At 28.8% G+C, this 26,030-nt stretch carries 24 protein-coding genes and 2 tRNA genes; 7 read left to right on the forward strand and 19 right to left on the reverse strand.

Annotation, left to right across the window (positions count from 1 at the left end; genetic code table 11):
• Positions 1–127 precede the first annotated feature (127 nt).
• The 15 genes from J2Z24_RS15245 to purR all read right to left on the reverse strand — a co-directional run bounded on the left by J2Z24_RS15245 (position 128) and on the right by purR (position 17,321).
• Complete coding sequence (locus J2Z24_RS15245; RefSeq protein WP_035149790.1) at positions 128–388, reverse strand: RNA-binding S4 domain-containing protein; 261 nt, start codon at positions 386–388, stop codon at positions 128–130.
• A gap of 73 nt (positions 389–461) precedes the next feature.
• Complete coding sequence (hbs, locus tag J2Z24_RS15250; RefSeq protein WP_035149792.1) at positions 462–737, reverse strand: non-specific DNA-binding protein Hbs; 276 nt, start codon at positions 735–737, stop codon at positions 462–464.
• 119 nt (positions 738–856) lie between these two features.
• Positions 857–2,305, reverse strand: coding sequence for a bifunctional methyltransferase/pyrophosphohydrolase YabN (gene yabN, locus J2Z24_RS15255; RefSeq protein WP_035149795.1), 1,449 nt, complete (start codon positions 2,303–2,305; stop codon positions 857–859).
• Positions 2,302–3,855: a putative polysaccharide biosynthesis protein gene (locus J2Z24_RS15260; protein WP_035149797.1), complete on the reverse strand. Its 1,554-nt coding sequence runs from the start codon at positions 3,853–3,855 to the stop codon at positions 2,302–2,304. The genes yabN and J2Z24_RS15260 overlap by 4 nt, the downstream gene beginning before the upstream one ends.
• A 170-nt stretch (positions 3,856–4,025) precedes the next feature.
• Positions 4,026–4,577 carry a stage V sporulation protein T gene (gene spoVT, locus J2Z24_RS15265; RefSeq protein WP_035149800.1) on the reverse strand — a complete coding sequence of 184 codons (552 nt, stop codon included), beginning with the start codon at positions 4,575–4,577 and terminating at the stop codon, positions 4,026–4,028.
• 147 nt (positions 4,578–4,724) lie between these two features.
• A complete protein-coding gene (locus tag J2Z24_RS15270; protein ID WP_035149803.1) occupies positions 4,725–5,732 on the reverse strand; it encodes a peptidylprolyl isomerase in 1,008 nt (335 codons plus the stop codon).
• Between the two features lie 103 nt (positions 5,733–5,835).
• Entirely contained in the window at positions 5,836–9,354 is a 3,519-nt protein-coding gene (gene mfd / locus J2Z24_RS15275; RefSeq protein WP_035149806.1) for a transcription-repair coupling factor, read from the reverse strand.
• Positions 9,355–9,374: 20 nt separating this feature from the next.
• Positions 9,375–9,941, reverse strand: a complete 567-nt coding sequence (gene pth, locus J2Z24_RS15280) for an aminoacyl-tRNA hydrolase (RefSeq protein WP_035149808.1) — start codon at positions 9,939–9,941, stop codon at positions 9,375–9,377.
• A gap of 112 nt (positions 9,942–10,053) precedes the next feature.
• Complete coding sequence (locus tag J2Z24_RS15285; RefSeq protein WP_035149812.1) at positions 10,054–11,226, reverse strand: S1C family serine protease; 1,173 nt, start codon at positions 11,224–11,226, stop codon at positions 10,054–10,056.
• Positions 11,227–11,316: 90 nt separating this feature from the next.
• Positions 11,317–12,723, reverse strand: coding sequence for a sensor histidine kinase (locus tag J2Z24_RS15290; RefSeq protein ID WP_035149814.1), 1,407 nt, complete (start codon positions 12,721–12,723; stop codon positions 11,317–11,319).
• A gap of 3 nt (positions 12,724–12,726) precedes the next feature.
• A complete protein-coding gene (locus J2Z24_RS15295; protein WP_035149817.1) occupies positions 12,727–13,413 on the reverse strand; it encodes a response regulator in 687 nt (228 codons plus the stop codon).
• A gap of 185 nt (positions 13,414–13,598) precedes the next feature.
• Entirely contained in the window at positions 13,599–14,555 is a 957-nt protein-coding gene (locus tag J2Z24_RS15300) for a ribose-phosphate diphosphokinase (RefSeq protein ID WP_035149819.1), read from the reverse strand.
• A 19-nt stretch (positions 14,556–14,574) separates the two neighbouring features.
• Positions 14,575–15,945, reverse strand: a complete 1,371-nt coding sequence (gene glmU, locus J2Z24_RS15305; RefSeq protein ID WP_035149822.1) for a bifunctional UDP-N-acetylglucosamine diphosphorylase/glucosamine-1-phosphate N-acetyltransferase GlmU — start codon at positions 15,943–15,945, stop codon at positions 14,575–14,577.
• Between the two features lie 170 nt (positions 15,946–16,115).
• Complete coding sequence (gene spoVG / locus J2Z24_RS15310) at positions 16,116–16,403, reverse strand: septation regulator SpoVG (RefSeq protein WP_035149824.1); 288 nt, start codon at positions 16,401–16,403, stop codon at positions 16,116–16,118.
• A gap of 99 nt (positions 16,404–16,502) precedes the next feature.
• Positions 16,503–17,321, reverse strand: coding sequence for a pur operon repressor (purR, locus tag J2Z24_RS15315; RefSeq protein WP_035149827.1), 819 nt, complete (start codon positions 17,319–17,321; stop codon positions 16,503–16,505).
• Positions 17,322–17,511: 190 nt separating this feature from the next.
• On the opposite strand from purR, the gene murC reads away from it, so the two are divergent.
• The 7 genes from murC (at position 17,512) to J2Z24_RS15350 (ending at position 22,566) form a co-directional block, all read left to right on the forward strand.
• Positions 17,512–18,888 carry a UDP-N-acetylmuramate--L-alanine ligase gene (murC, locus tag J2Z24_RS15320; protein WP_035149829.1) on the forward strand — a complete coding sequence of 459 codons (1,377 nt, stop codon included), beginning with the start codon at positions 17,512–17,514 and terminating at the stop codon, positions 18,886–18,888.
• 87 nt (positions 18,889–18,975) lie between these two features.
• Positions 18,976–19,293 (forward strand): hypothetical protein, encoded by a 318-nt coding sequence (locus tag J2Z24_RS15325; RefSeq protein ID WP_035149832.1) that lies wholly within the window; start codon positions 18,976–18,978, stop codon positions 19,291–19,293.
• 93 nt (positions 19,294–19,386) lie between these two features.
• Positions 19,387–19,462 (forward strand) — tRNA-Pro (locus J2Z24_RS15330).
• Positions 19,463–19,599: 137 nt separating this feature from the next.
• Positions 19,600–19,675 (forward strand) — tRNA-Pro (locus tag J2Z24_RS15335).
• A 159-nt stretch (positions 19,676–19,834) separates the two neighbouring features.
• Positions 19,835–21,181, forward strand: a complete 1,347-nt coding sequence (locus J2Z24_RS15340; protein WP_035149835.1) for a [Fe-Fe] hydrogenase large subunit C-terminal domain-containing protein — start codon at positions 19,835–19,837, stop codon at positions 21,179–21,181.
• A gap of 216 nt (positions 21,182–21,397) precedes the next feature.
• Positions 21,398–22,051 carry an HAD family hydrolase gene (locus tag J2Z24_RS15345; RefSeq protein WP_035149838.1) on the forward strand — a complete coding sequence of 218 codons (654 nt, stop codon included), beginning with the start codon at positions 21,398–21,400 and terminating at the stop codon, positions 22,049–22,051.
• 110 nt (positions 22,052–22,161) lie between these two features.
• Entirely contained in the window at positions 22,162–22,566 is a 405-nt protein-coding gene (locus J2Z24_RS15350) for a hypothetical protein (RefSeq protein ID WP_035149840.1), read from the forward strand.
• Positions 22,567–22,615: 49 nt separating this feature from the next.
• On the opposite strand, the gene J2Z24_RS15355 is transcribed toward J2Z24_RS15350, so the two are convergent.
• The 4 genes from J2Z24_RS15355 to J2Z24_RS15370 all read right to left on the reverse strand — a co-directional run bounded on the left by J2Z24_RS15355 (position 22,616) and on the right by J2Z24_RS15370 (position 26,004).
• Positions 22,616–23,080, reverse strand: a complete 465-nt coding sequence (locus tag J2Z24_RS15355; RefSeq protein WP_035149842.1) for a helix-turn-helix transcriptional regulator — start codon at positions 23,078–23,080, stop codon at positions 22,616–22,618.
• A 29-nt stretch (positions 23,081–23,109) separates the two neighbouring features.
• Positions 23,110–23,847: a 2-phosphosulfolactate phosphatase family protein gene (locus tag J2Z24_RS15360; protein ID WP_035149844.1), complete on the reverse strand. Its 738-nt coding sequence runs from the start codon at positions 23,845–23,847 to the stop codon at positions 23,110–23,112.
• Between the two features lie 84 nt (positions 23,848–23,931).
• Positions 23,932–24,882, reverse strand: a complete 951-nt coding sequence (locus J2Z24_RS21810; protein ID WP_035149846.1) for a PucR family transcriptional regulator — start codon at positions 24,880–24,882, stop codon at positions 23,932–23,934.
• 12 nt (positions 24,883–24,894) lie between these two features.
• Positions 24,895–26,004 (reverse strand): ABC transporter ATP-binding protein, encoded by a 1,110-nt coding sequence (locus J2Z24_RS15370; RefSeq protein ID WP_035149848.1) that lies wholly within the window; start codon positions 26,002–26,004, stop codon positions 24,895–24,897.
• Positions 26,005–26,030 lie beyond the last annotated feature (26 nt).

Genomic DNA, 26,030 nt, shown 5'->3' on the forward strand with positions numbered 1-26,030 from the left:
ATTTTACCATAAGTCTTTCACTCTTCCGAGTGGGAGATTTATTTTTTTATGCAAAAAAAACTGTCACACTAATTTTATAGTGCGACAGCCCCTTTAGGTTGAGGTGTTATCTCATTTATATTATATTTTATTCAATATCTTCTACTCCAGATATTATCTCATACATATTTTTTGCATTTTCTTTTGTTACGTGTTCTGATATATTAATTATTTTAGCCTTTAATGATCTCTCTGCATATTTAATTTCTATAATGTCATTTTCTTTAACTTCTGTACCTGGTTTAGCTACTTTATCATTTATAAGAACACGTCCACTTTCACAAGCTTCTTTAGCTACAGTTCTTCTTTTTATTATTCTTGATATCTTCAAATATTTATCTAATCTCATATCTATATTCCTCCTAAAACACAAAAAACCTAGATTTGCACCTAGGTTTTTTGAATGAATACAAAAGACTTAACTATTTATTAACTTTATCTTTAAATTCTTTACCAGGTTTAAATACTGGAACTGTTGATTCTGGAATATTTATCTCTTCCTTAGTTTTTGGATTTCTTCCTATTCTTGCAGCTCTTTTTCTAGTTTCAAAAGTTCCAAATCCAACTAACTGAACCTTTTCTCCTCTTTCAAGTGTTTCTTCAACACTTTCTATAAATGCCTTCAAAGCTAATTCAGCATCCTTCTTTGTTAGTTTTGATTTTTCTGCCATACTTGTAATTAATTCTGATTTGTTCACCTTTGTTTACCTCCTTAATATTGAGTATGCTCTAAAATAGCTTATTTGCTATAGAATAGCATATTCTTCACTGATTTAAAAATTCCTTCTTTTTAATTGTGAATTTTTATAAAGATTTTTTAATTATTTTTTTTCGCTTTTTCCCATAACTCATCCATTTCTTCAAGGGTCATATTTTCCATTTTAAACCCCTTGCTTAATACAGATTTTTCTATGTATTCAAAGCGATTAATAAATTTGTCTATAGTATAATTTAATGCATATTCGGGGTCTATGTCAAGAAATCTTGCTACATTTACCACTGCAAATATTAAATCTCCAACTTCTTCTAATATTTTTTCCCTATTATTATTTTTATATACATCTTTTACCTCATAAAATTCTTCTAATACCTTATCTAAAGCATCCTCCACTTTATCCCAATCAAATCCAATTTTGGAAGCCTTTTTTTGAATTTTTTCAGCTCTTATAAGTGAAGGTAAAGTCTTTGCTACATGTTTTAACTCATCTGTATGGGTTTTGTACCCTTTTTCTTCCTTTTTTATTTCCTCCCAATTATCTAACACTTCTTCAGAAGAAGAAATTTCTACATTCCCAAATACATGTGGATGTCTTTCTATCATTTTATCACAAATTCCTTTAATTATATCATTTATATTAAAAAAACCTTCTTCCTTTCCAATCTGGGCATGAAATACAATCTGAAGTAATACATCTCCTAGTTCCTCTATAATCATATTATCATCTTTTTTATCAATAGCTTCTAAAACTTCATAGCTTTCTTCTATAAGATACTTCTTTAATGATTCATGATTTTGTTCTTTATCCCATGGACATCCATCTTCTCCTCTTAATTTTTCCATTATATCTAATAAATCATTAAAATCTTTGGTGTTGTTTAAACTTTTAGGTATATATAGAGATGTTAAATAGTCTATATCTGACTGTCTATCTAATTCATATAACTTTATTTTTCTTATATTCTCTAGTCCCTCTATTCCTGCTGCTCTTATAAAATATATTTCTTCCTCATCATCATAATATTCTAAAAGAGCTAACTTTACTTCTGAAGCTATAAATGGATTGTATACCTGTGTTACTATGGTACCTATCCTTTTATCTAGAACCTGCATTGTTATATCAAAGGCATCAATTACTTTTATTCCTTCTATAGGATCGATTTTTAGTCTCTCAATTATAGCATCAATAAAACTTACCGCTGGAAAAATTTTTAGCTCAATTTCCTTTTCATTACAAAGTTTTATTAAATTATTAACAGACTTTTCTGCTACTAGTGGATGCCCAGGTACAGCATATACAATATCTTTATATTGATCATATGCTTTTATTATATCCATTGCAATTGAATTATAAACTTCATCAAAACTATCCATACTATCATATTTTTTATCAAAAGTTTCAAAGTCTATATTAAGACCTTTTAAATATTCTACTGTAGGATGTTTTTCTGTTCTTAAATAAATTTTATTAGCATTTTTTAAAACTTCCATAGTACCCAAAGTAAGAGCTTCTTTTGATCCAGGCCCTAGTCCTACAACTTTTATCATTTTATACCTCTCCTTTTGTATTTTAACAGCTTATTTTTAAAATAGTCATAACTAAATATTCTCATTACAATAATTAGTATACTATATATTAATATACCAGAAAATACTGCTGCTAAACATGCAATTATATTACTTAAGGTATAATTATAAGTATATGAATAAATAACTAAAACTGAGATTATCATTAGTACCGAAGCATATAAAGGCTTTACCAATATATTATAATAATTTATAGATATATTAAGAGTCTTTCTTAAAACTTTCATATTAAGAAGTGCTGCTATTAAGTAGCCACATATAGATCCTATTACTGCACCATATATATTTATATTAGGAATTGGCACAAGAATAATAGTCAGCATTGTTTTTATTATGCATCCTATCATAAGATTTATTACTGGTCTTATATATCTGCCAACCCCCTGTAATATAGCAGTAGTGGTTTGTGAAATAACTATAAATGGTATAGATATAGATGAATATTTTAATATTTCAAATCCTTCACTATGGCCTGGAAATAACAGCTGCATTACTGGTAATGCAAGAAAATATAATCCTAAAAATGATGGAATTCCTATTACCATAGAAAATTTAATAGCTAAATGAACTTTTCCTACTAATTCATACTTTCTGTTTAGAATATAACACTCAGCTATTATAGGAACTATTGAAGCACATAATGCCATAGAAATAGTTAACGGAACATTTACAAGAACAAATGCTTTTCCTGTAAGCTGACCATACAATATAGTTGCCTCTTTATAATCAAATCCAGCTTGTAAAAGCTTCTGAGGAACTAATGCCGAGTCAATTAAACTCATTACGCTTCCCACAGTAGCTCCTAATGATATGGGTACAGATATATATATCAATCTGGTTAATATATCTACATTGTCTTTTACTTTTCCTATGCTAATTCTTTGTCTTACTGAGCAATATTTAAATAGCAGATATACTCCACCTAATATTCCTCCTGCTGCTGCTCCAAAAGCCGCTCCTCCTGCTGCATATTCTATTCCCCTAGGTAACAGTATAAAAGCCAGTCCTATACCAAAGATTACTCTACCTACTTGTTCAATAATTTGAGATACTGCAGTTGGATTCATATTCTGTAATCCCTGAAAAAAGCCTCTAAATGCACTCATTATGGAAATAAATATAGGGGCTATAGCAATTCCTATTAAAGAATAATATGCCTTCCAATCCCATCTAAAAAAAATAATTAATTTCTTTGATAATGCTAAAATTATTCCTGTAAAACCTCCACCTAATATAATCATTAAAAGCATAGACTTTCTAAAGACTTGAATAATACCATGATTATCACCTATAGCTTTTCTTTCTGATACAAGCTTTGATATAGCCACAGGCACTCCTGAAGCTATTGCTATAAAAAACATGTAGAGAGGATAGGACATTTGATAATAACCTACTCCTTCATCTCCTATAAGCATTATTAATGGCCATCTAAAAAATAAGCCTAAAAATTTAGCAAATATTCCTGCCATACCTAAAATAGCAGTACCTTTTATAAGGGATTGTTTCTCCATACCTAATACCTCCGAAATACTTCTAAGTATTATTTATTTTAAATTCGGAAATATTATTACCTTTTATTGAATATTTTTCATTATGTATGTCAATAATTTTTATGGAACAAAAAGAATTAAATGGCAGACATGCTGCCATTTTAATAATGAATTAATGTATGTTTTGTCATTTATTGTTCCATTTGTTTTCCTAAGAAGGATGATGCAGTTTCAGCTAATTTTATTTCTACATCACCAAATTTTTTCCCTTCTTCCTTAGATACTATGATAACAGCTCCAATTGCATCACCTTCTGCTATTATTGGTGATATAACTTCAGCCTTGTACTTACCATCTATTTCTTCATCATCATAAAGAGATATAAACTCTGAAGATTCACTGAAATATACTGTTCTTCTTTCTTCTATAATTTTTTCAAGTTCTCCACTTATTTTTTTGTCTAAGTATTCTTTTTTCTGAGCACCACTAATAGAAATAATACTATCCTTATCACATATAAGAACTATATTTCCCACTGTTTGCTGTAATGATTCAGCATATCCTTTTGAAAATTCACTTAATTCTCCTATTGGTGAGTATTTCTTTAATATTACTCCTCCTTCTCTATCAGTGAATATTTCTAAAGGGTCTCCTTCCCTTATTCTCAAAGTTCTTCTTATTTCCTTTGGAATAACTACTCTTCCTAAATCGTCTATACGTCTAACAATACCTGTTGCCTTCATAAATCTTTCCTCCCTTAAAAATATATTTATTTGTTTAATACAACTTGTATTAATATTATCTTTCTATTTATGAAATTTTATACACATTTGTAATTTAAAAAAATCCCGAAATTTAAATTTCAGGATTTTTCTATACAACATGCTTAGTTATATAATATTCTTTTCATATTTTTTTGTTTCTATCTTAGCTTCTTTCTTCCACTGTTCTAATTTATCTGCAAATACTTTTTGTTGTTCTTGTTCCAATAAATCCTTTTTAATCTGTTCTTTTACTGAGTCAAACTTTTTAATAGTTATAGGTTCTTTATCTATTAATTTTATAATGTGATATCCATGTTGACTTTTAACTGGCCCTGATATTTCACCTTTATTTAATTTAACTACAGCATCTACAAATGGTTTAACAAAAGCTGAATACTCTGCAGTTCCCAAATCTCCACCTTTATCTTTTGATCCATCAACAGAAACTTCTTTAGCAACTTTTGCAAAATCTTCTCCTTTATTCAATCTATCTTTAACCTTTTTAGCTTCTTCTTCCGTTTTTACTAATATGTGCGCAGAATGGAATTTACTTTGTTTCTCTAAATACTTATATATGTTATCATCATACTCTTTTTTAGCTGTTTCATCACTAACTTTTACATCTTTTACTATTCCATCTCTTACTTTTTTTATTATAAATTGAGTCTTATAGAAATTTTTTAAATTCTCTTCTGAAACTCCTGATTTTTTTAATTCTTCTTGATATTTACTTTTATCATTTTTGAAATTATTTTTTATTACATCTTTTATAACCTTATCTACTTCTTCATCTATTTTTTTATCATCAACTAGCTTTTCATTTTTAGCATGCTGTAATATTAAGTTTTCTGTTACCATTTGATCAAGTGCTTGCTTTTTTCCCTGAGAAATTTGTTCCTTCACTTCTGCGTTATTGGCATAATTTTCCCCATATTGCTGCTTCATCTGTTGTAATTGTCCAGCTACCATAGGATATGCATCTAACTGTCCTCTTGTTATAGTCTCATTGTTAATTTTTGCAACTATACTTTTATTTATTGCTTCTGGTGTTTTCTCTATCATAGCACATCCTACTGTTGAAATTGCAAACATGCCTAGTATTGATGTCACAATTAATTTTCTTATGTTCTTCACTATTATTCCCCCACTCTATATTAGTCTTTAATAATTATAATCATTTTTGCAATTTATTGCAAACTATTTAAGCCTATATGTCCATGTAAAAAGTTAATAATATTTAAACTTTACATGTCTCTTCTATGAACAATATAAATTCCTTTAAATTAGCTAATAAGTCCTCTTTCTTTATGTTACTCAACTTATATCCTAACATAGGCTTATCACCAAATTTAAATGTTATCACTTTATTATACTTAGTTTTTATTCCAACACATATAGATTGATTTAATCTTTCCTTATTGTCAAACCTTATTAAGACTTCCTCTCCTTTTTCCTTTATCTCTTCTATACCTACTCCTTTAGCTATACTTCTTATATATGCAATATCCATAAGATTTTGAACTGAAGGAGGAACATCTGAAAATCTATCCTCTAATTCTTCCTGAACATCCATGAAGTCTTCATTAGAGTTTATAGCTGCAATCTTCTTATATATTTCTATCTTCTGTGTTTCATCTTTTATATAATTTGTAGGTATAAATGCATCCAGCTTTAGTTCTACTGTTGTCTCAATAGGTTCTTCATCTATTTCTCCTTTAAACTTCTTTATAGTGTCTTCAAGCATTCTGCAATATAGATCATATCCTATTGACGCCATATGTCCATGCTGTGAAGATCCCATCATATTACCTGCACCTCTTATTTCAAGGTCTTTTAGAGCTATTTTAAATCCTGAACCTAGTTCTGTAAATTCTTTTATAGCTTTTAGTCTCTTTTCCGCTACTTCTGTTAAAATTTTGTCCTTCTTATAAGTCAAATAACAATATGCTATTCTATTACTTCTTCCTACTCTACCTCTTAATTGATACAATTGTGATAATCCCATTTTATCAGCATCATAAATTATCATAGTATTTACATTTTGTATATCCATTCCTGTTTCTATTATTGTGGTAGCTAACAATATATCATACTCATTTTTCATGAAATCCATTATAACGCTTTCTAATTCTCTTTCTTGCATTTGTCCATGGGCTACCCCAATTCTCGCTTCTGGTATAAGCTTTGATAAATAGCTTTCCATCTCTTTTATACTTTCTACTCTATTATATACAAAATAAATTTGCCCACCTCTATTGACTTCTCTTAGTATGGCATCTCTTATTAATTGATCATTATATTCAACTACATAAGTCTGAATTGGATGTCTCTCTTCAGGAGGTGTTTCAATAATACTTATATCCCTAACTCCAACTAATGACATATGAAGGGTTCTAGGTATAGGAGTAGCACTTAAAGTAAGCACATCTATATTCTTTTTCAATGATTTTATTTTCTCTTTATGCTTTACTCCAAATCTCTGTTCTTCGTCTATAATAAGCAATCCTAAATCTTTAAACTGTAAATCTTTTTGTAATATTCTATGAGTACCTATCAATATATCTATTCTTCCCTCTTTAATTGCTTTTATAGTCTTTTTTTGTTGAGCTGGAGTCTTAAATCTACTTATCATGTCTATTGTAACAGGAAAATCTGAAAATCTTTGTACTAAATTATTATAGTGCTGCTGTGCTAAAATAGTAGTTGGCACCAATAAAGCTACCTGCTTACCATCCATAACAGCTTTAAATGCAGCTCTTAATGCTACTTCAGTTTTACCATAACCAACGTCTCCACAAAGCAACCTGTCCATAGCCTTATCGGATTGCATATCTTTCTTTATATCTTCTATAGCTGTTATTTGGTCTGGAGTTTCTTCATATGGAAACTCTTCCTCAAATTGCCTTTGCCATACAGTATCTTTTGAAAATCTATATCCTTTTAAGGTGGATCTAACAGCATATAACTTTACTAAATCCTGCGCTATTTCTTCTATAGATTTTTTAACTTTTGTCTTAGCTTTTGTCCATTCAGCACTACCTAGCTTATTAATTTTGGGAGCATTACCCTCGCTACCTATATATTTTTGCACCATGTCCAGTTGCTCTACAGGAACATACAACTTATCATCGCCATAATAGCTTAACTCTAAATAATCTTTTTTATGACCACCTATATCTAATTGTTTTATTCCTTTGTATATTCCTATTCCATGATTTACATGCACTACATAATCTCCTGGCTTTAACTCTGCAAAGCTTCTAATTTTACCTAAGCCTTTTTTATTTACTCTTTTACTTGATTTCTTCTTAGCTTCTCCAAAAACTTCTTTATCCGATATAATACACAACTTTAAGTCAGGATATTCATACCCCTTTAACTGGCTTCCAAAAGTTACAACAACTTCTCCAGGACTAATGTCTTCAACAATATCTTTATATACGCTTTCAATACCTCTTTCTCTTAAAGTATTAACTAGTCTTTCTCCTCTGGGCCTTGTTCCTGAAAGTATTAATATTTTATACCCATGTTGTTTCTTCTCTTTTATATCTTCAATTAGTAAATCTAGCTGCCCATGATAATTGTGAAGAGTTATTTCCGAAAAATTAATTATAGCTTTAGGCTGTAAAATTCTCAATGCTTTAGGTATTGAACTTAGTGTCAATAATTTACCTTCTTCTAAAGTATTTAATATATCATTCTTAGGAATAAGTAATTCTGCTTGTTTAGGCAATATATCGCCTCTTTGAAGAAAACTTTTATAATTTTCTTCAAATTCAAAATAAACACTATTTAATTTCCCCTCGCATCTTTGCACATCATCTATAACTATAAACCATTCTTGAAAATAATCCAAAAATGAGGTCATTTTATCATAAAAATACGGTAAATAACTATCAATAGTTTCAAAATTCCAATTTTGTTTTAAGCTTTCAAGATTTTTATTTATAATAATTTTCAACTTTTCATATGCTTCTTTATTTTTAGAACTTTTAAAATTATTTAATAGTACTTTTAAATCTTCTTGTATATTTTCACAAGCATTTTCTATATTATCCTTGTTTAATATTATTTCCTTAGCTGGAAATACTTCTATACACATTTTTTTGTCAATACTTCTTTGTGATTCAGTATTAAAAGTTCTTATAGAATCTATTTCATCTCCAAATAATTCTATTCTATATGGCTCCATTGAAGTTGGTGGATATATATCTAATATTCCACCTCTTATAGAAAATTGTCCCTTACTATCAACCAAATCTACTCTTTCATACCCACAATGTATAAGCTTTTCTCCCAAATCTTTATAATCCAATATATCTCCTACTGAAAACTTAAAAGAGTATTTCTTATATAAGTTCATAGGTATGCAAGATGAAGCTATAGCTTCTATAGATGCTATAACTACTTTTTTCCCTTGATGTAATATATTCTTTATTACCTTTAGTCTTTCCCATCTTAAATCTCCAGATATAGCATCTATATTATAAAAAACTACCTCCTTTGTTGGTAGATAGTAAGCTTCTGTTATGTATAATGCTAAATCTTCATATATATTTCTTGCTTCCACATCGCTATGGGTTAATATCAATAAAGGCTTGTCTATTTCATCATACATTCCCTTTAATATATAGCTTCTAGACGATTCAGATAAACCAAATATACCTAATGGAAATTTTCTTTTGTCAATACTATTTTTTATTATCTTAAACTCCGAACTATTCTTTAGCGGCTTTAAGACACCACTTAATCTCATTTATATTTCACCTCGTTAAACTACTCTGCTTTAAAACTATTAAATTTATTCATAGCACTTTGTGGATTTTCCTTAATTATAGTGCCTACAGCTTCTGCTACAGCATCAAATGATTTTTCTACTATACTCCTATCCTCTTTAGAAAATCTGCCAAGAACATGGGATATCATATCATTTTCTGCCTTCCCAACCCCTACTCTTAGCCTTATAAATTCCTCTGTTTCAAGATGATATATTATACTTTTAATTCCATTATGTCCTCCTGAACTTCCTTTTAATCTAATTCTCAACCTTCCTACTTCTAAATCTACATCATCATAAATTACAATAATATTTTTATGATTAAGTTTATAAAAATTCACTACTTCTTTTATACTCTCGCCACTTAAATTCATATAAGTTATAGGTTTTAGTAATATCACCTTTTGTCCTTGTATATTTCCTTCACCATACATTCCTTTAAATTTTACTTTACTTATATTTATATTGTACTTTAAAGCTAATCGGTCTAATGCATCAAATCCTATATTGTGACGAGTATTTTCATAATCTTTTCCTGGATTTCCTAGTCCAACTATTAGAAACATTTTTCATTCCTCCGTTAAAAATAATGCAATAATTATATATTATACTATAAAGTACAAATAATAAAGAGACTTTAAAGTCTCTTTATTATTATAACCATTTTATTATAATTAATTATCTATCAGTCTCTTTCATTTCAGATAGTATTACTTTTAATTCCACATTAGATCCATTTCTCCATACCTTACAAGATACTGAATCTCCTATTTTATGCTTATCTAATACTTCTGCTAAATCTTCAAAACTTTCTATCTTGATCTTATCCACCTGTGTTATTACATCTGTTGGCTTTATACCTGCAGCTGCTGCACCTGAGTTAGATATAACTTCATTTACATAAAATCCTTTTATCTTTCCATCTTTAGAACTAACGGATTGACCTTTTACTCCTAATGCTGGTCTTTTTACTTTACCATAATTCATAAGAGAATCTATAATTCCTTTAGCTTCATTAATAGAAATAGCAAATCCCATTCCTTCTGCTTTAGCTTCTGGCCCTATTTTAAGACTATTAATTCCTATTACTTCACCATTTTCATTACATAAGGCTCCTCCACTATTACCTGGATTTATAGCTGCATCTGTCTGTAATACTTTATATACTGCTCCATCATATTGCATTTTTCTATTAAGTGCACTTATAATTCCTGCTGTTACAGACCCTGCAAATTCTTCTCCAAGAGGATTACCTATAGCTACAGCTATATCTCCTACTCTTACCTTAGAAGAATCTCCAAATTTTGCCACAGGTAAATTATTGGCTTCTATTTTAATAACTGCCAAATCAGATCTCTTATCAAATCCAACAAGTTTAGCGGGTAATACTTTACCACTAGACAATTTAACAGACACTTGTGTAGCCCCTTCTATAACATGATAATTTGTTACTATATATCCATTTGGTTCAAATATTATTCCTGATCCACTTCCTTGGCTAATAGTTCCCCAAAAACTTTCTCCCTTATTATTTATACCTACTACAGCTGGACCTACCGTTTCAGCAACTTTATTTATAGCATTTTTGGAAAATTCTACACTAGCTACATTTTGTTTTGACAAATTATTATTGGTTTTATACTGATTTTCCTGAGGAGAATATTTTTGATTAACTATATAAGCTCCACCTATTCCACCTGAAACAGCTGATACTACTATAATGGCTATCAATGTCATAAATCTGTATATTCTACCCTTTGCTTTATTTCTTCTAAACTTAATATTTCCATCCTCCGGATTTATGCTTTCCCATCTTACATCTTTTACTTCATTAAATTTATAATCATCCATACTATAACACCTCCTAATCTTATAAAGAAATTATATAATGTCAATTTTACATTGCTATGAACAAAATGTTATTAATTCATTACAAAATTTCTATATTTTTTTTAAGGTAAAAGTAAACATAACTCCATTTTGTTTATTTTCTACCCATACATCTTCTCCTAGTTGTGTTAATATACTTCTTACAATAGATAATCCAAGTCCTGTACTTATTTTAGATGATCTTGCTTTATCTGCCTTATAAAATCTTGACCAAATATATTTCTTATCTTCATCACTTAGTTGAGTTCCACTATTAAAAACAGACACTAAAACCTTATTTGCTTTTAATTTAGTTTTTATTTCTACACTTCCACCCTCTTTAGTATATTTTATAGCATTGTCTATAAGATTAGTCACTACTTGTGTTAATCTATCTTTATCACCTACAACATATAAATCATCTTCTTGCAAACAGACATCTACATTTAACTTTTTTTCTTTAACTTTTTGTTCAAACTTAATTACAGTAAGTCTTATAATCTCGTTTATATTCACTTCTTCAATTCTTAATTTTAGTTGCCCTGCTTCAATAGCTGATAGATCCAAAAGATCATTAACTAATCTGGTCAACCTTTGAGTTTCATCATAGGCTAAAGCCAAATAATATTTTTCTTTATCCTGTGGAATAATTCCATCCAGAATACCGCCTATAAATCCTTTTATAGAAGTTAAGGGTGAACGTATTTCATGAGATACATTTGAAATAAACTGTCTTCTATTATCTTCTATCTTCTCTAAAGACTCAGCCATTAAATTAAATGATCTGGCAAGCTCACCTATTTCATCCCCTGATTGTAAGTATACCCTTTTATCTACTTCTCCTTTTGATATTTTATCTGCTACATAATTTATTTTCCCTAAAGGTTTAATAATTATTTTCTGTGAAAAATAATATATTATAAAGAATGATCCGATTATGGCTAATATGGCAGATAACCATATTATGTTATATACCTTTTTTAAAGGTTCTCTTATTTCATCTATTGAAGTGTGCATTATTATAGCTCCTTTAAACATATCTTTATAAAAAATAGGAACTACAAAAGTGTGCACAGGCACAGCGAATATACTAGCATATATATCCTTTCTCTCAATACTCTTTCCAAATCTAAGTTCTTCTAACTCATTAGTTAAAATCTGCTTCCCAATTAAGTTTTTATATTTATTATTAGATACAGCATAAATAATACCATAATTATCAGCTATCCATATATTGGTAGACAAATAATTCCCTATATTTGAAAGCATCTCTGCAACTCGTTCATTAGACATATTTCCATCTAAATATTTAACAGCAGCTACACTTATAAATTGAGATTCATTTATTAATTGTTTTTTCCTTTGATCAAAATAATAGCTCTCAAACCAATAAGATAAAACTGCAGCAGTTACAATAAAGCTTATACTTATAATCGCAGTAAAAGTTGCTACTAATTTTGAGAATAATCCTTTTCTCATATATTATTTCACCTCAAATTTATATCCAACACCCCACACTGTTTCTATTTGCCAATTAGATCCTTTTTCCAACTTTTCCCTAAGCCTTTTTACATGTACATCTACAGTTCTTGAATCTCCAGGGTAGTCATATCCCCATACTTCACATAATAACTGTTCTCTAGTAAATACTCTATTTTTATTACTAGCTAAATAATATAATAACTCAAATTCCTTTGGTGGCATCTTAATTTCTTTGCCATTAAATATAACATTATAAGAATTTATATCTATAACTAAATCGTCAAAATTTAATGCCTCTCTATTATCATTTTCTAAATTATATCTCCTTAAAACTGCTTTTACTCTTGCAAGTAATTCTTTAGGTTCAAATGGTTTTACTATATAGTCATCTGCTCCTAATTCTAATCCTAATACTTTATCAAAAGTTTCTCCTTTTGCTGTCAACATTATTACAGGTGTTTCATGGTCTTTTCTTATCCATTTTAGAACATCTATACCGTCAGTATGAGGTAGCATTATATCTAGAAGCACCAAATCAGGCTTATATTCTAAAAATGCTTCCTGTGCATCCTTTCCATCATTACTTATTCTAGTAGCATAGTTTGAACTCTCTAAATACATCTTTATTACTTCACATATGTTTTCATCATCATCTACAATTAATATTTTACCTATCTTACCTTCCATATTAAATTCCTCCTCTTTCTATATACAAACAATGTATTATCTTTAATTTATCACATACTAGCATTACTTTAATAGTATATTATTAAAATGTTACAAATTATTTACTACTTATCATCTATATTATAATTCCCTAAAAATAAAAAAGGCATAAAAGATTTACAAATCTTTTATGCCCATAATTTCTATTAATCAAACAATTTACTTACTGATATTTCTTCATATATTCTTCTTATAGCTTCAGCAAATACAGGAGCTACAGATAAAGTCTTGAATTTATCACTCTTTTTATGATCTGGTAGTTCAATTGTATTTAACATTATAAGTTCTTTTATAGCTGATTCATTAATTCTTTCTATAGCTGGTCCGGATAAAACTGCATGTGTACAACAAGCATATACATCCTTAGCTCCCATTTTTACTAATGCATTAGCTCCATTTGCTATAGTCCCAGCAGTATCTATCATATCATCAATCAATATACAAGTCTTATCTTTTATATCTCCTATTACATGCATAATTTCTGATACATTTGGTTTTGGTCTTCTCTTATCTATTATAGCTATTGGTGCATGGATTCTATCTGCAAATTTTCTTGCTCTAGTAACACTTCCAAGATCAGGTGATACAACTACTACATCATCTCTTTGATCAAATCCATTTTGAGCGAAATATTTACCTAATATAGGTACTCCTAATAAATGATCTACTGGAATATCAAAATATCCTTGGATCTGCGCAGCATGCAAGTCCATAGTTAAAACTCTATCAGCTCCCGCAGCTGTTAAAAGATCTGCCACCAATTTAGAAGTAATTGGATCTCTAGCTTTTGCTTTTCTATCCTGTCTTGCATATCCATAATAAGGAATTACTGCAGTTATTCTTCCTGCTGATGCTCTCTTAAATGCATCTATCATTATAAGTAATTCCATTAAATTATCATTGACAGGTGCGTTAGTTGACTGGATTATAAATGCATCTATTCCTCTTACAGTTTCATTAATATCTACACATATTTCTCCATCACTAAATGTTCCTACTTTTGCATCACCTAATGGCACTCCCAATATATCTGCTATATCTTGTGCTAATTTCTTGTTTGCATTACCAGTAAAAATTTTGATACTTTTTCCATGGCTTATCATTCCGTGAACCTCCTTGGTATTATTTTTTAAATCCTTTTTTTGTTACCCATTCTTCTTTATTTATTTGCCTTGCTCTCGCTATTGCTAAAGAATTTTTAGGAACTTCTTCTGTTATAGTTGATCCCGCTGCTATATATGAATTATCATCAACCTTCACAGGGGAAACTAAATTTGTATTACATCCTATAAAAGCATTATTGCCTATAATAGTCTTATATTTTTTCTGTCCATCATAATTTACAACTACAGTTCCACAACCAAAATTACACTTTTCCCCTACCTCTGCATCACCTATATAAGTTAAATGTGATACTTTAGTATTATCTCCTATAGTTGACTTTTTAATTTCTACAAAGTCCCCTATTCTAACTGATTTTCCTATTACACTTTCAGGTCTTATATAAGCAAAAGGTCCTACTGTTGTATTTTCTCCTACCTGACTTTCTAATATAACTGAACTTTGTATTGTAACTCCACTTTCAATTAAGCTATCCTTTATTCTTGAATTTTGATATAAAATACAATCTTCTTTGATAATTGTATCTCCCTGTATCAAGTTTCCAGGATATATTATAGTATCATTTCCAATTTTTACATTCCAATCAATGTAAGTATTTTCTGGATCTATCAAAGTTACTCCATTATCCATGTGCTTCTCATTTATCCTTTTTCTCATTATCTTTTCTACATCTGATAATTGAAGTCTGGAATTAACCCCCATAGTTTCTTCAAAAGGTACTGGAATAGCTCCAATTTTTTCTCCATCTTTTTTTAGTATCTCAATAATATCTGTTAAGTAGTATTCTCCTTGAGCATTATCATTAGATAGCTTGTCAACACTACTTAAAAGTGACTCTATATCAAAACAATACATACCAGCATTTATTTCATTGATCATTAATTCTTCTTCTGAACAATCTTTATGCTCTACTATTTTGTTTACTTCTCCATTATTTTTTCTTATTATTCTTCCATATCCATAGGGATTTTCGACTATTGAAGTGAGTATTGTCCCTTTATAATTATTACTTTCATGGAAATTTAGTAATTTCTCTACTGTATCTGCAGTTATTAAAGGTGCATCTCCTGTAAATATAGCAACTGTTCCTTTTTTATTAAATAAAAATTCTTTTGCACATTTAACTGCATGCCCTGTTCCTAACTGTTTTTCTTGAAGTGAATAAGACACATTTCTAGACTTAGTACTTTCCTTTACTTTTTCTGCTCCTTTTCCAACGATTACATTTACATCGTTAATACCAGATTCACGCATAATGTCTATAACATGATTAATCATTTCTTTACCACATACTTTATGAAGAACCTTTGGTATAGCAGATTTCATTCTTTTTCCTTCTCCTGCTGCTAATAATACAGCACAATTATACATTTTACCACCTCTTTATGGGCATATATTTACATAATTCTCCTTTTTGCTTTTAAAATCATCCTATACTATTATATTTTATATGTATAATATTTGCAACCTCATACTGGATTTTCAGAAAATTTGCCAAATATAAAAAGGAGTATCACTACTCCTTTTTACTCTTTAAAATTTTATTGTTCAGAATCTCCTTCTACAACTACCTCATCCTTTACTTTCTCATACTCATCTAAAATAGCCTTTTGTATTTTCTCTCTTGTCTGAGTATTAATTGGATGCGCTATGTCTTTAAACTCTCCATCAGGAGTCTTTCTACTTGGCATAGCTATAAATAGACCATTCTGTCCCTCTATTACCTTTATGTCGTGAACAACGAACTCATTATCAAAGGTTACTGACACAATGGCTTTCATTTTGCCTTCAGCAGCAATCTTTCTAACCCTTACATCTGTTATTTCCATATTAATCCACCTCCGAGATGCTTATGTACATATAATATTCTCTACGTTTTTTATTTTTCCTTCTTTATTTCAAAAAAATTATAAAATTTTTAGAAAATTTTATAATTTGATTTTTAAAGATGGTTCTAAAATAGCATTATTATTCTCATCCAATCCATTAAATTCTATAATAGACATGTATTCACTAACTAATTTTTGCTTTATATCAACATTATCTACTAATACACCTATTCCAATTAATTCACTATCAAACTCTTTTAATAAATCTATTATGCCAAAAGCTGTTCCTCCTGCCTTCATAAAATCATCAATAAATATACATTTACTTCCAGGTTTGATAGCTCTTTTAGAAAGCGACATATTTTGTATTCTATTAGTTGATCCTGACACATAGTTGATACTAACAGTAGGACCTTCAGTTACTTTGTTTTCTCGTCTTACAACCACTAACTGTACTCCAAGCATTCTAGCAACTTCATATGCCAAAGGTATTCCTTTAGTTTCAACAGTAACAACATAGTCAATCTTAGAATTATTAAATGTAGATGCTAATATAGTTCCAGCCTTATATATTACTTCTGGATTAAACATCAAATCTGTAACGTAGAGAAAGTTCCCTGGTATTATTCTTTCTCTATCTTTTAAAATAATACATAATTCCTCAGCAAATTTTATACTTTGTTCTTTAGATATACCACAAACATACTTAACTCCACCTGCTGCCCCTGGAATAGTTTCAATCCTTCCTATTGACAGCTTAGTTAAAATATCTTTAACAGCAATTAAATCTTCACTTACAGTAGACTTTGCTGCATTAAACATTTCAGTAAACTTATTTAAATTTATTATTTTGTTTGGATTTTCAATTAACATTTTAGTTATTGCAGATATTCTCTGGTTTCTAGTAAACTTTTCCATTATATCACCTATCTATCTAAATTTACGAATTATTTTATTATTAATTTATCTTATTATTCATATTCTATTCTAAAACATGATTATAATCAATACTTGATAAAAATATAATATAAATAATATTAAAGTGTTTTTTTCCCTCTTTTTTGTATATAATTATTAAATGGAGTTAATTTTTAAGGAGATGATAATATTGTCACTTGATTTCATGAAAAATAAAAACATAAAAATACATTTTATAGGTATAGGTGGAATAAGCATGAGTGGATTAGCAGAAATATTATTAGAGAGAGGTTATAATGTTTCTGGTTCTGATATGAATGAATCTTCTATAACTAATAAGCTTTGTAAAATGGGTGCTCATATATATATCGGCCATAATGAAAACAACTTAGATAACGTAGATTTAGTAGTTTATACTGCAGCTATATCAAAAAATAACCCTGAACTTGTAAAAGCCAATAAAATGAATATTCCTACTATGGATAGAGCAGAATTCCTTGGAAAGTTAATGGAGAATCATAAATTTAATATAGCTATTTCAGGTACTCATGGCAAAACTACCACTACCTCAATGATATCTCACATAACTCTTAAAGCTAATTTAGATCCAACTATTTTAGTAGGTGGTGAATTAGATATAATAGATGGTAACGTTAGAACAGGGAAAAGTGAATATTTTATAACTGAAGCCTGTGAATATAAAGCTTCATTCCTCAAATTTTTTCCTTATATAGGTGTTATATTAAATATAGACGCAGACCACTTAGATTATTATAAAGATATTTATGATATACAAAATACATTTATAAAATTTGTTCAGTTGATTCCTAATGACGGATATTTAGTAGCTTGTTCAGAAGATGATAATATGGACAAAGTTTTATCAGAGGCCAAATGTAATAAAATAACTTATGGACTTAATAAAGGTGATATTCAAGCAAAAAACATAGTGTTTGATGACAAAGGTTGTGCTTCTTTTGATGTAATTAAAAATAATAATAAACTATTTGAAGTAAAACTCAATGTTCCAGGTAAACATAACATATTAAATGCTTTAGCTAGTATTAGTATATCTTTAATTCTTAATATAAAAAATGAATTTATTACAGAAGGATTAGAAAGTTTTTATGGAACTCATAGAAGGTTTGAGCTTAAAGGAATAAAGAATGATATAACCATAGTAGATGATTATGCTCATCATCCTACTGAAATAAAAGCAACCCTTAGTGCTGCAAAAAACTATCCTCACAATAGAATATTGTGTGTGTTTCAACCACATACCTTCACAAGAACTCATACTCTATTCAATGAATTTACGGAAAGTTTCTATGATGTAGATAAATTAATACTAGCAGATATATATGCTGCTAGAGAACAAGATACAGGTATAGTAAGCTCAGACAAATTAGGAAATAAATTAAGAGAAAAAAATGTTAACTGTATAAATCTTCACGGCTTTGAAGATATAGTAAATTATTTAAAAAATGAACTAAAACCTGGTGACTTACTACTAACAGTTGGTGCCGGAGATATATACAAAGTTGGCGAAATGTTTATTAACAATTAACTCGACTATAATTTTTTATAATTATAAGGGTGTAAAACACCTCCAATATGGTAACACTAAATATAAGTCTTATTGGAGGTGTTTTTTGTGAGAAATTTTTTAATCTCGGCTGCAATAAATATTGTATTAATTTTTGCATCTTACTTTGTTTTTAAAAATGTACTAAGTGGCCCTACAAGACATAGATTATATGAGAAATTCTTTAGTTCTCTTTCTAAATTTATAATATATCTCTTCATTATTACAGTAGTTATAACTGGGCTAACAGCATTTATTCTATATAAAACTAGATTTATAGCGTATGTAAATGTAGTAGCTCCTTCATTATTGTCTTTATTAGTTGGATTTATAATGTCTACTGTACCAACAAGAGGTAGCGGAGATAAAAACAAAAAAAAGGGGTAAACACTTTACTATGTGTTACCCCTTTTTCTCCTAAGTAAAATTAAATTATCTATTGATTTTTATCTATAAATAAACTATAATGTTAATGTACTTCGGGGTGTGGCGCAGATGGGAGCGCGCGTGGTTTGGGACCATGAGGTCGCAGGTTCAATCCCTGTCACCCCGACCAAGAGTTGTTATTTTCATAACAACTCTTTTTTTATAATTAATTAATTGAATATTTCTTTCATCTCCCATAACTCTTATTTAAAGTTCTATCTATATTCCTATTGAATTTAATTTTTCATTTATGTATAATAATGGTAACGGGGTATAGCGCAGACGGGAGCGCGCGTGGTTCGGGACCATGAGGTCGCAGGTTCAATCCCTGTTACCCCGACCATAAGCTAAATTTATTGTGATTTTCTATACATACAAACATTAAATAATGGATAAAATAATTACAAAATAGTGGGTGAAATACATCCACTTTATTTATTTTATTTTTATGATATAATAGCAATAATAATTAGCTTTGCTCAAGAAAAGGAGTTGTCATATAGTGAAAGATGATTATAGAAAAATATTTAAAGAACTTGTAAGAGCCTATCACCAAGATAAGCTTAACAATAAAGTAGAAGAGTTAATTTATAAAGAGAATTTAGATAAAAATAAACTTGCCTATATTATATCTTCTCTTTGCGGTGTAGAAGTTGACTTAAACGAAAATTTTTCTAAAAATTTAGAAGAAGCTATAAAAAATTATACTCCTAATCATAAAGTTATTAGCAAATTTAATTCTTGTTCTGGAAATTGTTCAAATGAATCTAGTGAAACTCTTTGTCAAAAATCTTGTCCAGTTAACGCTATAGTCAGAAATCCTGAAAATAATAATATTTATATTAACAATGAGCTGTGCCTAGATTGTGGCATGTGTCTTGAAAGTTGTCCAAATGGTGGAATACTAGATAAAGTAGAATTCTTACCTTTGTTAAATCTATTAAAAAGCAAAGCTACTGTTGTTGCTGCTGTAGCTCCTGCAATTGTTGGTCAGCTTGGTGAAAACATTAATATAAATCAGCTAAGAACAGCCTTTAAAAAATTGGGATTTACTGATATGGTAGAAGTAGCATTCTTTGCTGATATGTTAACTCTAAAAGAAGCTGTTGAATATGACCATTTTGTAAAAAGTGAGAATGACTTCATGATAACATCATGTTGTTGTCCCATGTGGGTTGGAATGCTAAAAAGAGTTTACCATGATCTTGTAAAATATGTATCGCCATCTGTTTCTCCTATGATAGCTTCTGGAAGAGTATTAAAAGCTATTAATCCAGAATGTAAAGTAGTTTTTGTAGGTCCTTGTGTAGCTAAAAAAGCTGAAGCAAAAGAAAAAGATTTAATTGGCGATATAGATTTTGTGCTTACCTTTACAGAACTTAAAGATATATTTGATTCATTGGGTATTAACCCTAGTGAATTAGAAGAAGATCTATCTACTGAGTATGCTTCTAGAGGTGGAAGGTTATATGGTAGAACTGGTGGTGTATCTATTGCAGTGGGCGAAGCAATTGAACGATTATTCCCAAATAAATATAAACTATTAAAAACTGTTCAAGCAAATGGTGTTAAAGAATGTAAAGATATTTTATCTAAAATTAAAGATGGTGAAATAGTAGCTAACTTCATAGAAGGCATGGGGTGCGTAGGTGGTTGCGTTGGAGGTCCTAAAGCTATTTTAAAAAAAGAATTGGGTAAAGAAGCAGTGGATAGTTTTGCGGATAAATCAGAAATAAAAGTTTCTGTTGATAGTGATTGTATGAAAGAAATATTACATAAAATAGGTATAACCTCTATAGAGGATTTTAAAGAAAAAGAAAAAATTGAAATTTTCGAAAGAGACTTTTAAAAAAGTAGTATATACTTTTTTAAAATATATATGACAGTGCACAGAATACAGATAATGATATCTTTCTTTTACACTACTAGAAATCTTAAATTCAAAACTTTTTCTAACGCTAATGATTAAAACTTGCACTTATCTGTATTCTATAACCTTTTATTTATATTACAAAAGATTACTATGTAGTTTTTATACTTCAATATAGAAAGGATTGTAAATTTTATGTTTAAAGATATAAAGGCAGCTATATTTGATATGGATGGAACACTTATAGATTCAATGTGGGTTTGGGAAACTATAGATATAGAATATTTGAGAAAAAGAAATATTGAATTTCCAAATGATCTAAGGCAAAATATAGAACATTTGAGTTTTAGTGAAACCGCTAAATACTTTAAAGAGAGATTCAATTTAAAAGATAGTATCGAAGAAATTAAAAATGAATGGAATGAAATAGCTTTAAAAGAATACACTAGCAATGTAAAGTTAAAATCTGGTGCTAAAGAATTTCTACGTTTACTTAAAGCCAAAGGTATTAAGATTGGACTAGCTACTAGTAATTGTGACATGTTATTAGAAGTAGCTCTAAAAAATAATAATATATATAACTATTTCGATTGTATTACAACTACAAGTGAAGTAAATAGGGGGAAAAATTTTCCTGATGTATATTTATTGTCCGCTAAAAAATTAGAAGTAGAACCCGAACAGTGTATTGTATTTGAAGATATACTTCCAGCAGTAATAGGTGCAAAATCTGCTGGAATGAAAGTGGTTGGAGTTCATGATTTATATTCCGAATCTCAAAAAGATGATATCATGAACAAAGCAGACCTATATATAGTTGAATACGATGAATTAACTAAAGCCGTTTAATATTTGTAAAGATTGATAAATTATTTTTATTTATCAATCTTTATTTATTTGTTCAATTTTATATAACTTATGAATAAAATATTAGTAAATACTTTTTAGGAGAGATTTTTTTGATTGCATTTTTATTGCTAATTTTACTTTGCATTTCTCTATACCTTCTATATTATTTTAATAATAAACTATCATTACAAAAAAGACAATTTATACTTCTAAAAAAACAATATGACGAATTAAAAAATAAAATAAACAAAAAGACCAAGTGCTTAGACACTTTAATAATAAAATATAAGACTCCCGAAAATACTTCCGGAACTATAAAAGTTAATTGCAATCTATGTTTGTATCCTTTAGATAATTCCATTATACTTATGAACTTAGAGGAAGGCACATTTGTTCAAATTGAAGATTGCGCAGAAATAAACAACAAAATTTGGTATGAAGTCTGGATTTCATCTAAAGATAAAATTAACTCAAAAGGATGGGTTGAAGAAGATAATATTCAATGGACCATTTAATAATAAAATGTGGTAAGCTTTACTTAGTTTTATTTTAACTAATTGAAGTTTACCACATGTTTTGCTCTAAAGATAATTCATTAAATCTTTTTTTTATATATTCCAAATCAAAAGAAGATGTTATTCTTCTATTACTACTATCTAATATTCTATAATGATTAGATATAATATTTTGTTGAATGATTAATCCTTTTTCTTCCTTTAAATTTCTCCACCATATTTTTCCCCCTAAAGTTCTCTCATGTTTACCTTCATAATTATTAAAGGCTAATGATAGAATTAAATCTGATGGATCACCTCCAAAAGTCATTTGTAATATTTCACTATCTTTAAATATAGTACATAATGTTACAGAACCTTGCCATCCTAAGCTACCTCGTCCTTTTTCTATTTGAACTAGAGTTTTCTTTGACATACCCAATACTTCTGACATTTTATCTTGGGTATAACCTTTTTCATTTCTTATTAACTTAACTTTCTCATTCGCCTTGCTAATAAACTCATCTCTAGTCATAAAAGCTCTCCTCTTTTTCCAAATAAATGTTATACAATTTTTTCTTTAATATCTCCATTTATATATAATTTTATACTTCCCTCCTTGTATTCTGGCACTATATCTATAATATCCTTATTACAGCAATATTTTAAATCTTTATAAAGATTTAGTTCTTCTATTCGTTTAAAATGGCTTGCAAATTTTATAAATTCCAAATCTGGACTTCCTTTATAAGTATAATGTGCAGTTTTGGATATATCTGTAAGTTCAGCTTTACTGCTTTTTAATATACAGTCTATAATGTATCCACTACACATAAAATCATCTATAGAAAATTGTCCGTAAGTTCCAGCATTTACTATTACTATATCATTATTTAATTCTATTAACCTTTTTGCTACTGCGTTAGCATTTATCAATGCTCCTATAAGTATATTTCTAGCCCCTTCACTTCCCTTTATAGCCCTAGTACCATTACTTGTAGTCATTACTAAAGTTTTATTTAGCACTACTTCTGGTGTATATTCTAAAGGTGAATTAGAGCAATCAAATCCTTCTATTTTTAAAGCTTTTCTCTCTCCTCCTAGTATATACTTATCTTTATTTTTATTAGCTATAGATAAAGCTTCTTCTATGGTTATAACAGGTATAACTTCCTTGCATCCATTGTTCATAGCTGTTACTATAACTGAAGTAGCTCTAAGCATATCAATTACAACTATAGATTTATCTATTACCTTTTCTTTCTTTATATCATCTGCTGAAATTATTAAATCTATTTTCATAACTATTCCCCCATCATAAATGAAATTTATACTTCAATAAATATATTAACACTTTAAAAATTGTTATACAAACCCTAGATGCTACTACCTCTCATTTATTTCTTTCCATACAAGAAATGCTATTATAAATACGGAGGCTTCTTTGAAATTTCTAATATCAAACCCTGTTTCCTTGTATATTTTATCTAGCCTATATATCAAAGTATTTCTATGAATAAATAACTTTTTTGCAGCATCACTTATATTAAGATCAGATTTAATAAACTCTTCTATGGTAGTTATTATCTCCCCATCAAAATGATCAAATTTATAACTAAATCTTATCATCAATTCATTTTTTACTTTAAGATTTACATTATATACTATTTTTTCAAATAGTGTATTATCATAATTTAAAATACTTTCTTTTAACGAGAACTTTTCTCCTAAAAATAAGCTTTCCTTACACTCATTATAACACTTTCTTAAATCAAAAATATTATTTATCTTACCATTGACACTTATCACACAGTTACAATACAAATCTGTTTCTATAGAGTTTTTAATACTTTTGGCATGCTCCTTTGGCTCTTCAAAACATCCCACTATTACTATATTATCTTGAAAAATGATGCATAAAGCTTTCTCATTTAAATATAATTCCTTAATTATACTTAATGCTTTTTTAATATCACCTTTTATCTTCAATAAAAAAATATCACTATCATTATACAAAAAAGGTATCCATTTTTGTACTTTATCCTCTATTACTTCCTTATTGTCTAATAAACTATATAAAACTTCCTCTTCAACTGATTTTAATTCTTTAAATTTACTTTCTAGAGAAAACTTTAAAAGTAGTGCACAATTTTTATATGTTAAGGGTATATACATATTAGCTAATTTATCCCCTAAATCTACATGAAAACATAGATCTTCTTCATTTTTTTCTATTGGTAAACTGTTATATATACATACTCCATTTTCCCACATTAGCTTAAAATTAATTTTAGATTCTTCATTCACTCTCTGTAAGTACTGTAAAAAATTATGCACCTTACTAGCCTCCTATAGTATTGTAATTTCACTTTCCTTATCAAATAAGTGTATTTTGTTTGAATCCACTGCTATTTTTAATCTATCTCCTGCCTTAGCTTTAGAATTTCCACTAACTCTTGCAGTTAAATTAATGTTATCTTTTGAAAGATATATATAAGTTTCTGCTCCCATAAGTTCTGTCACTTCTACATCTGCCTCTAGAGAAGCATCTTTATGTTGTTCTATAAATTCATCTCTATCATAAATATTTTCTGGTCTTACGCCCATTATTACTTCCTTACCTAAATATCCCTTTTCCTTTATTATTTTTCCTTTGTCTTCTGGTAATAATATAGAATCTTCTTTAAATACTATATATATTTTCCCATTCTTTTCTTCTATTTTTGAATCTATAAAATTCATTTGAGGACTTCCAATAAATCCTGCTACAAACATATTAGTTGGATGATCATATATTTCTTGAGGTGTATCTACTTGCTGAATTACTCCATCCTTCATAACTACTATTCTTGTTCCCATAGTCATAGCTTCGATTTGATCGTGAGTTACATATATAAAAGTAGTTTGTAATTTTTTATAAAGCTTTGATATTTCAGTTCTCATCTGTACTTTAAGTTTGGCATCTAAGTTTGATAAGGGTTCATCCATTAAAAATACCCTTGGCTTTCTTACTATAGCTCTTCCTAAAGCAACCCTTTGTCTCTGTCCTCCAGACAATGCTTTAGGCTTTCTATCTAGTAAATGATCTATATCAAGTATCTTTGCTGCCTCTTTAACTTTTTTATCTATTTCCGCTTTTGGTATTTTTCTTAATTTTAATCCAAATGCCATATTATCATAAACTGTCATATGTGGATATAATGCATAATTCTGGAAAACCATTGCTATGTCTCTATCCTTTGGCGCTATATCATTTACAAGATTATCATCAATGTATAATTCCCCTTTACTTATTTCTTCTAAACCAGCTATCATCCTTAAAGTAGTAGACTTACCACAACCGGAAGGTCCAACAAAGACAATGAACTCCTTGTCCTTTATATCTAAATTAAAATTCTTTACTGCTACTACATTTCCAGGATATATTTTGAACATATGCTTTAATGATAAGTTTGCCACTCAACATTCCCCCTAAAGAATATTTA

The sequence above is a fragment of the Clostridium tetanomorphum genome (genome assembly GCF_017873215.1).
Lineage (GTDB): Bacteria > Bacillota > Clostridia > Clostridiales > Clostridiaceae > Clostridium_AO > Clostridium_AO tetanomorphum.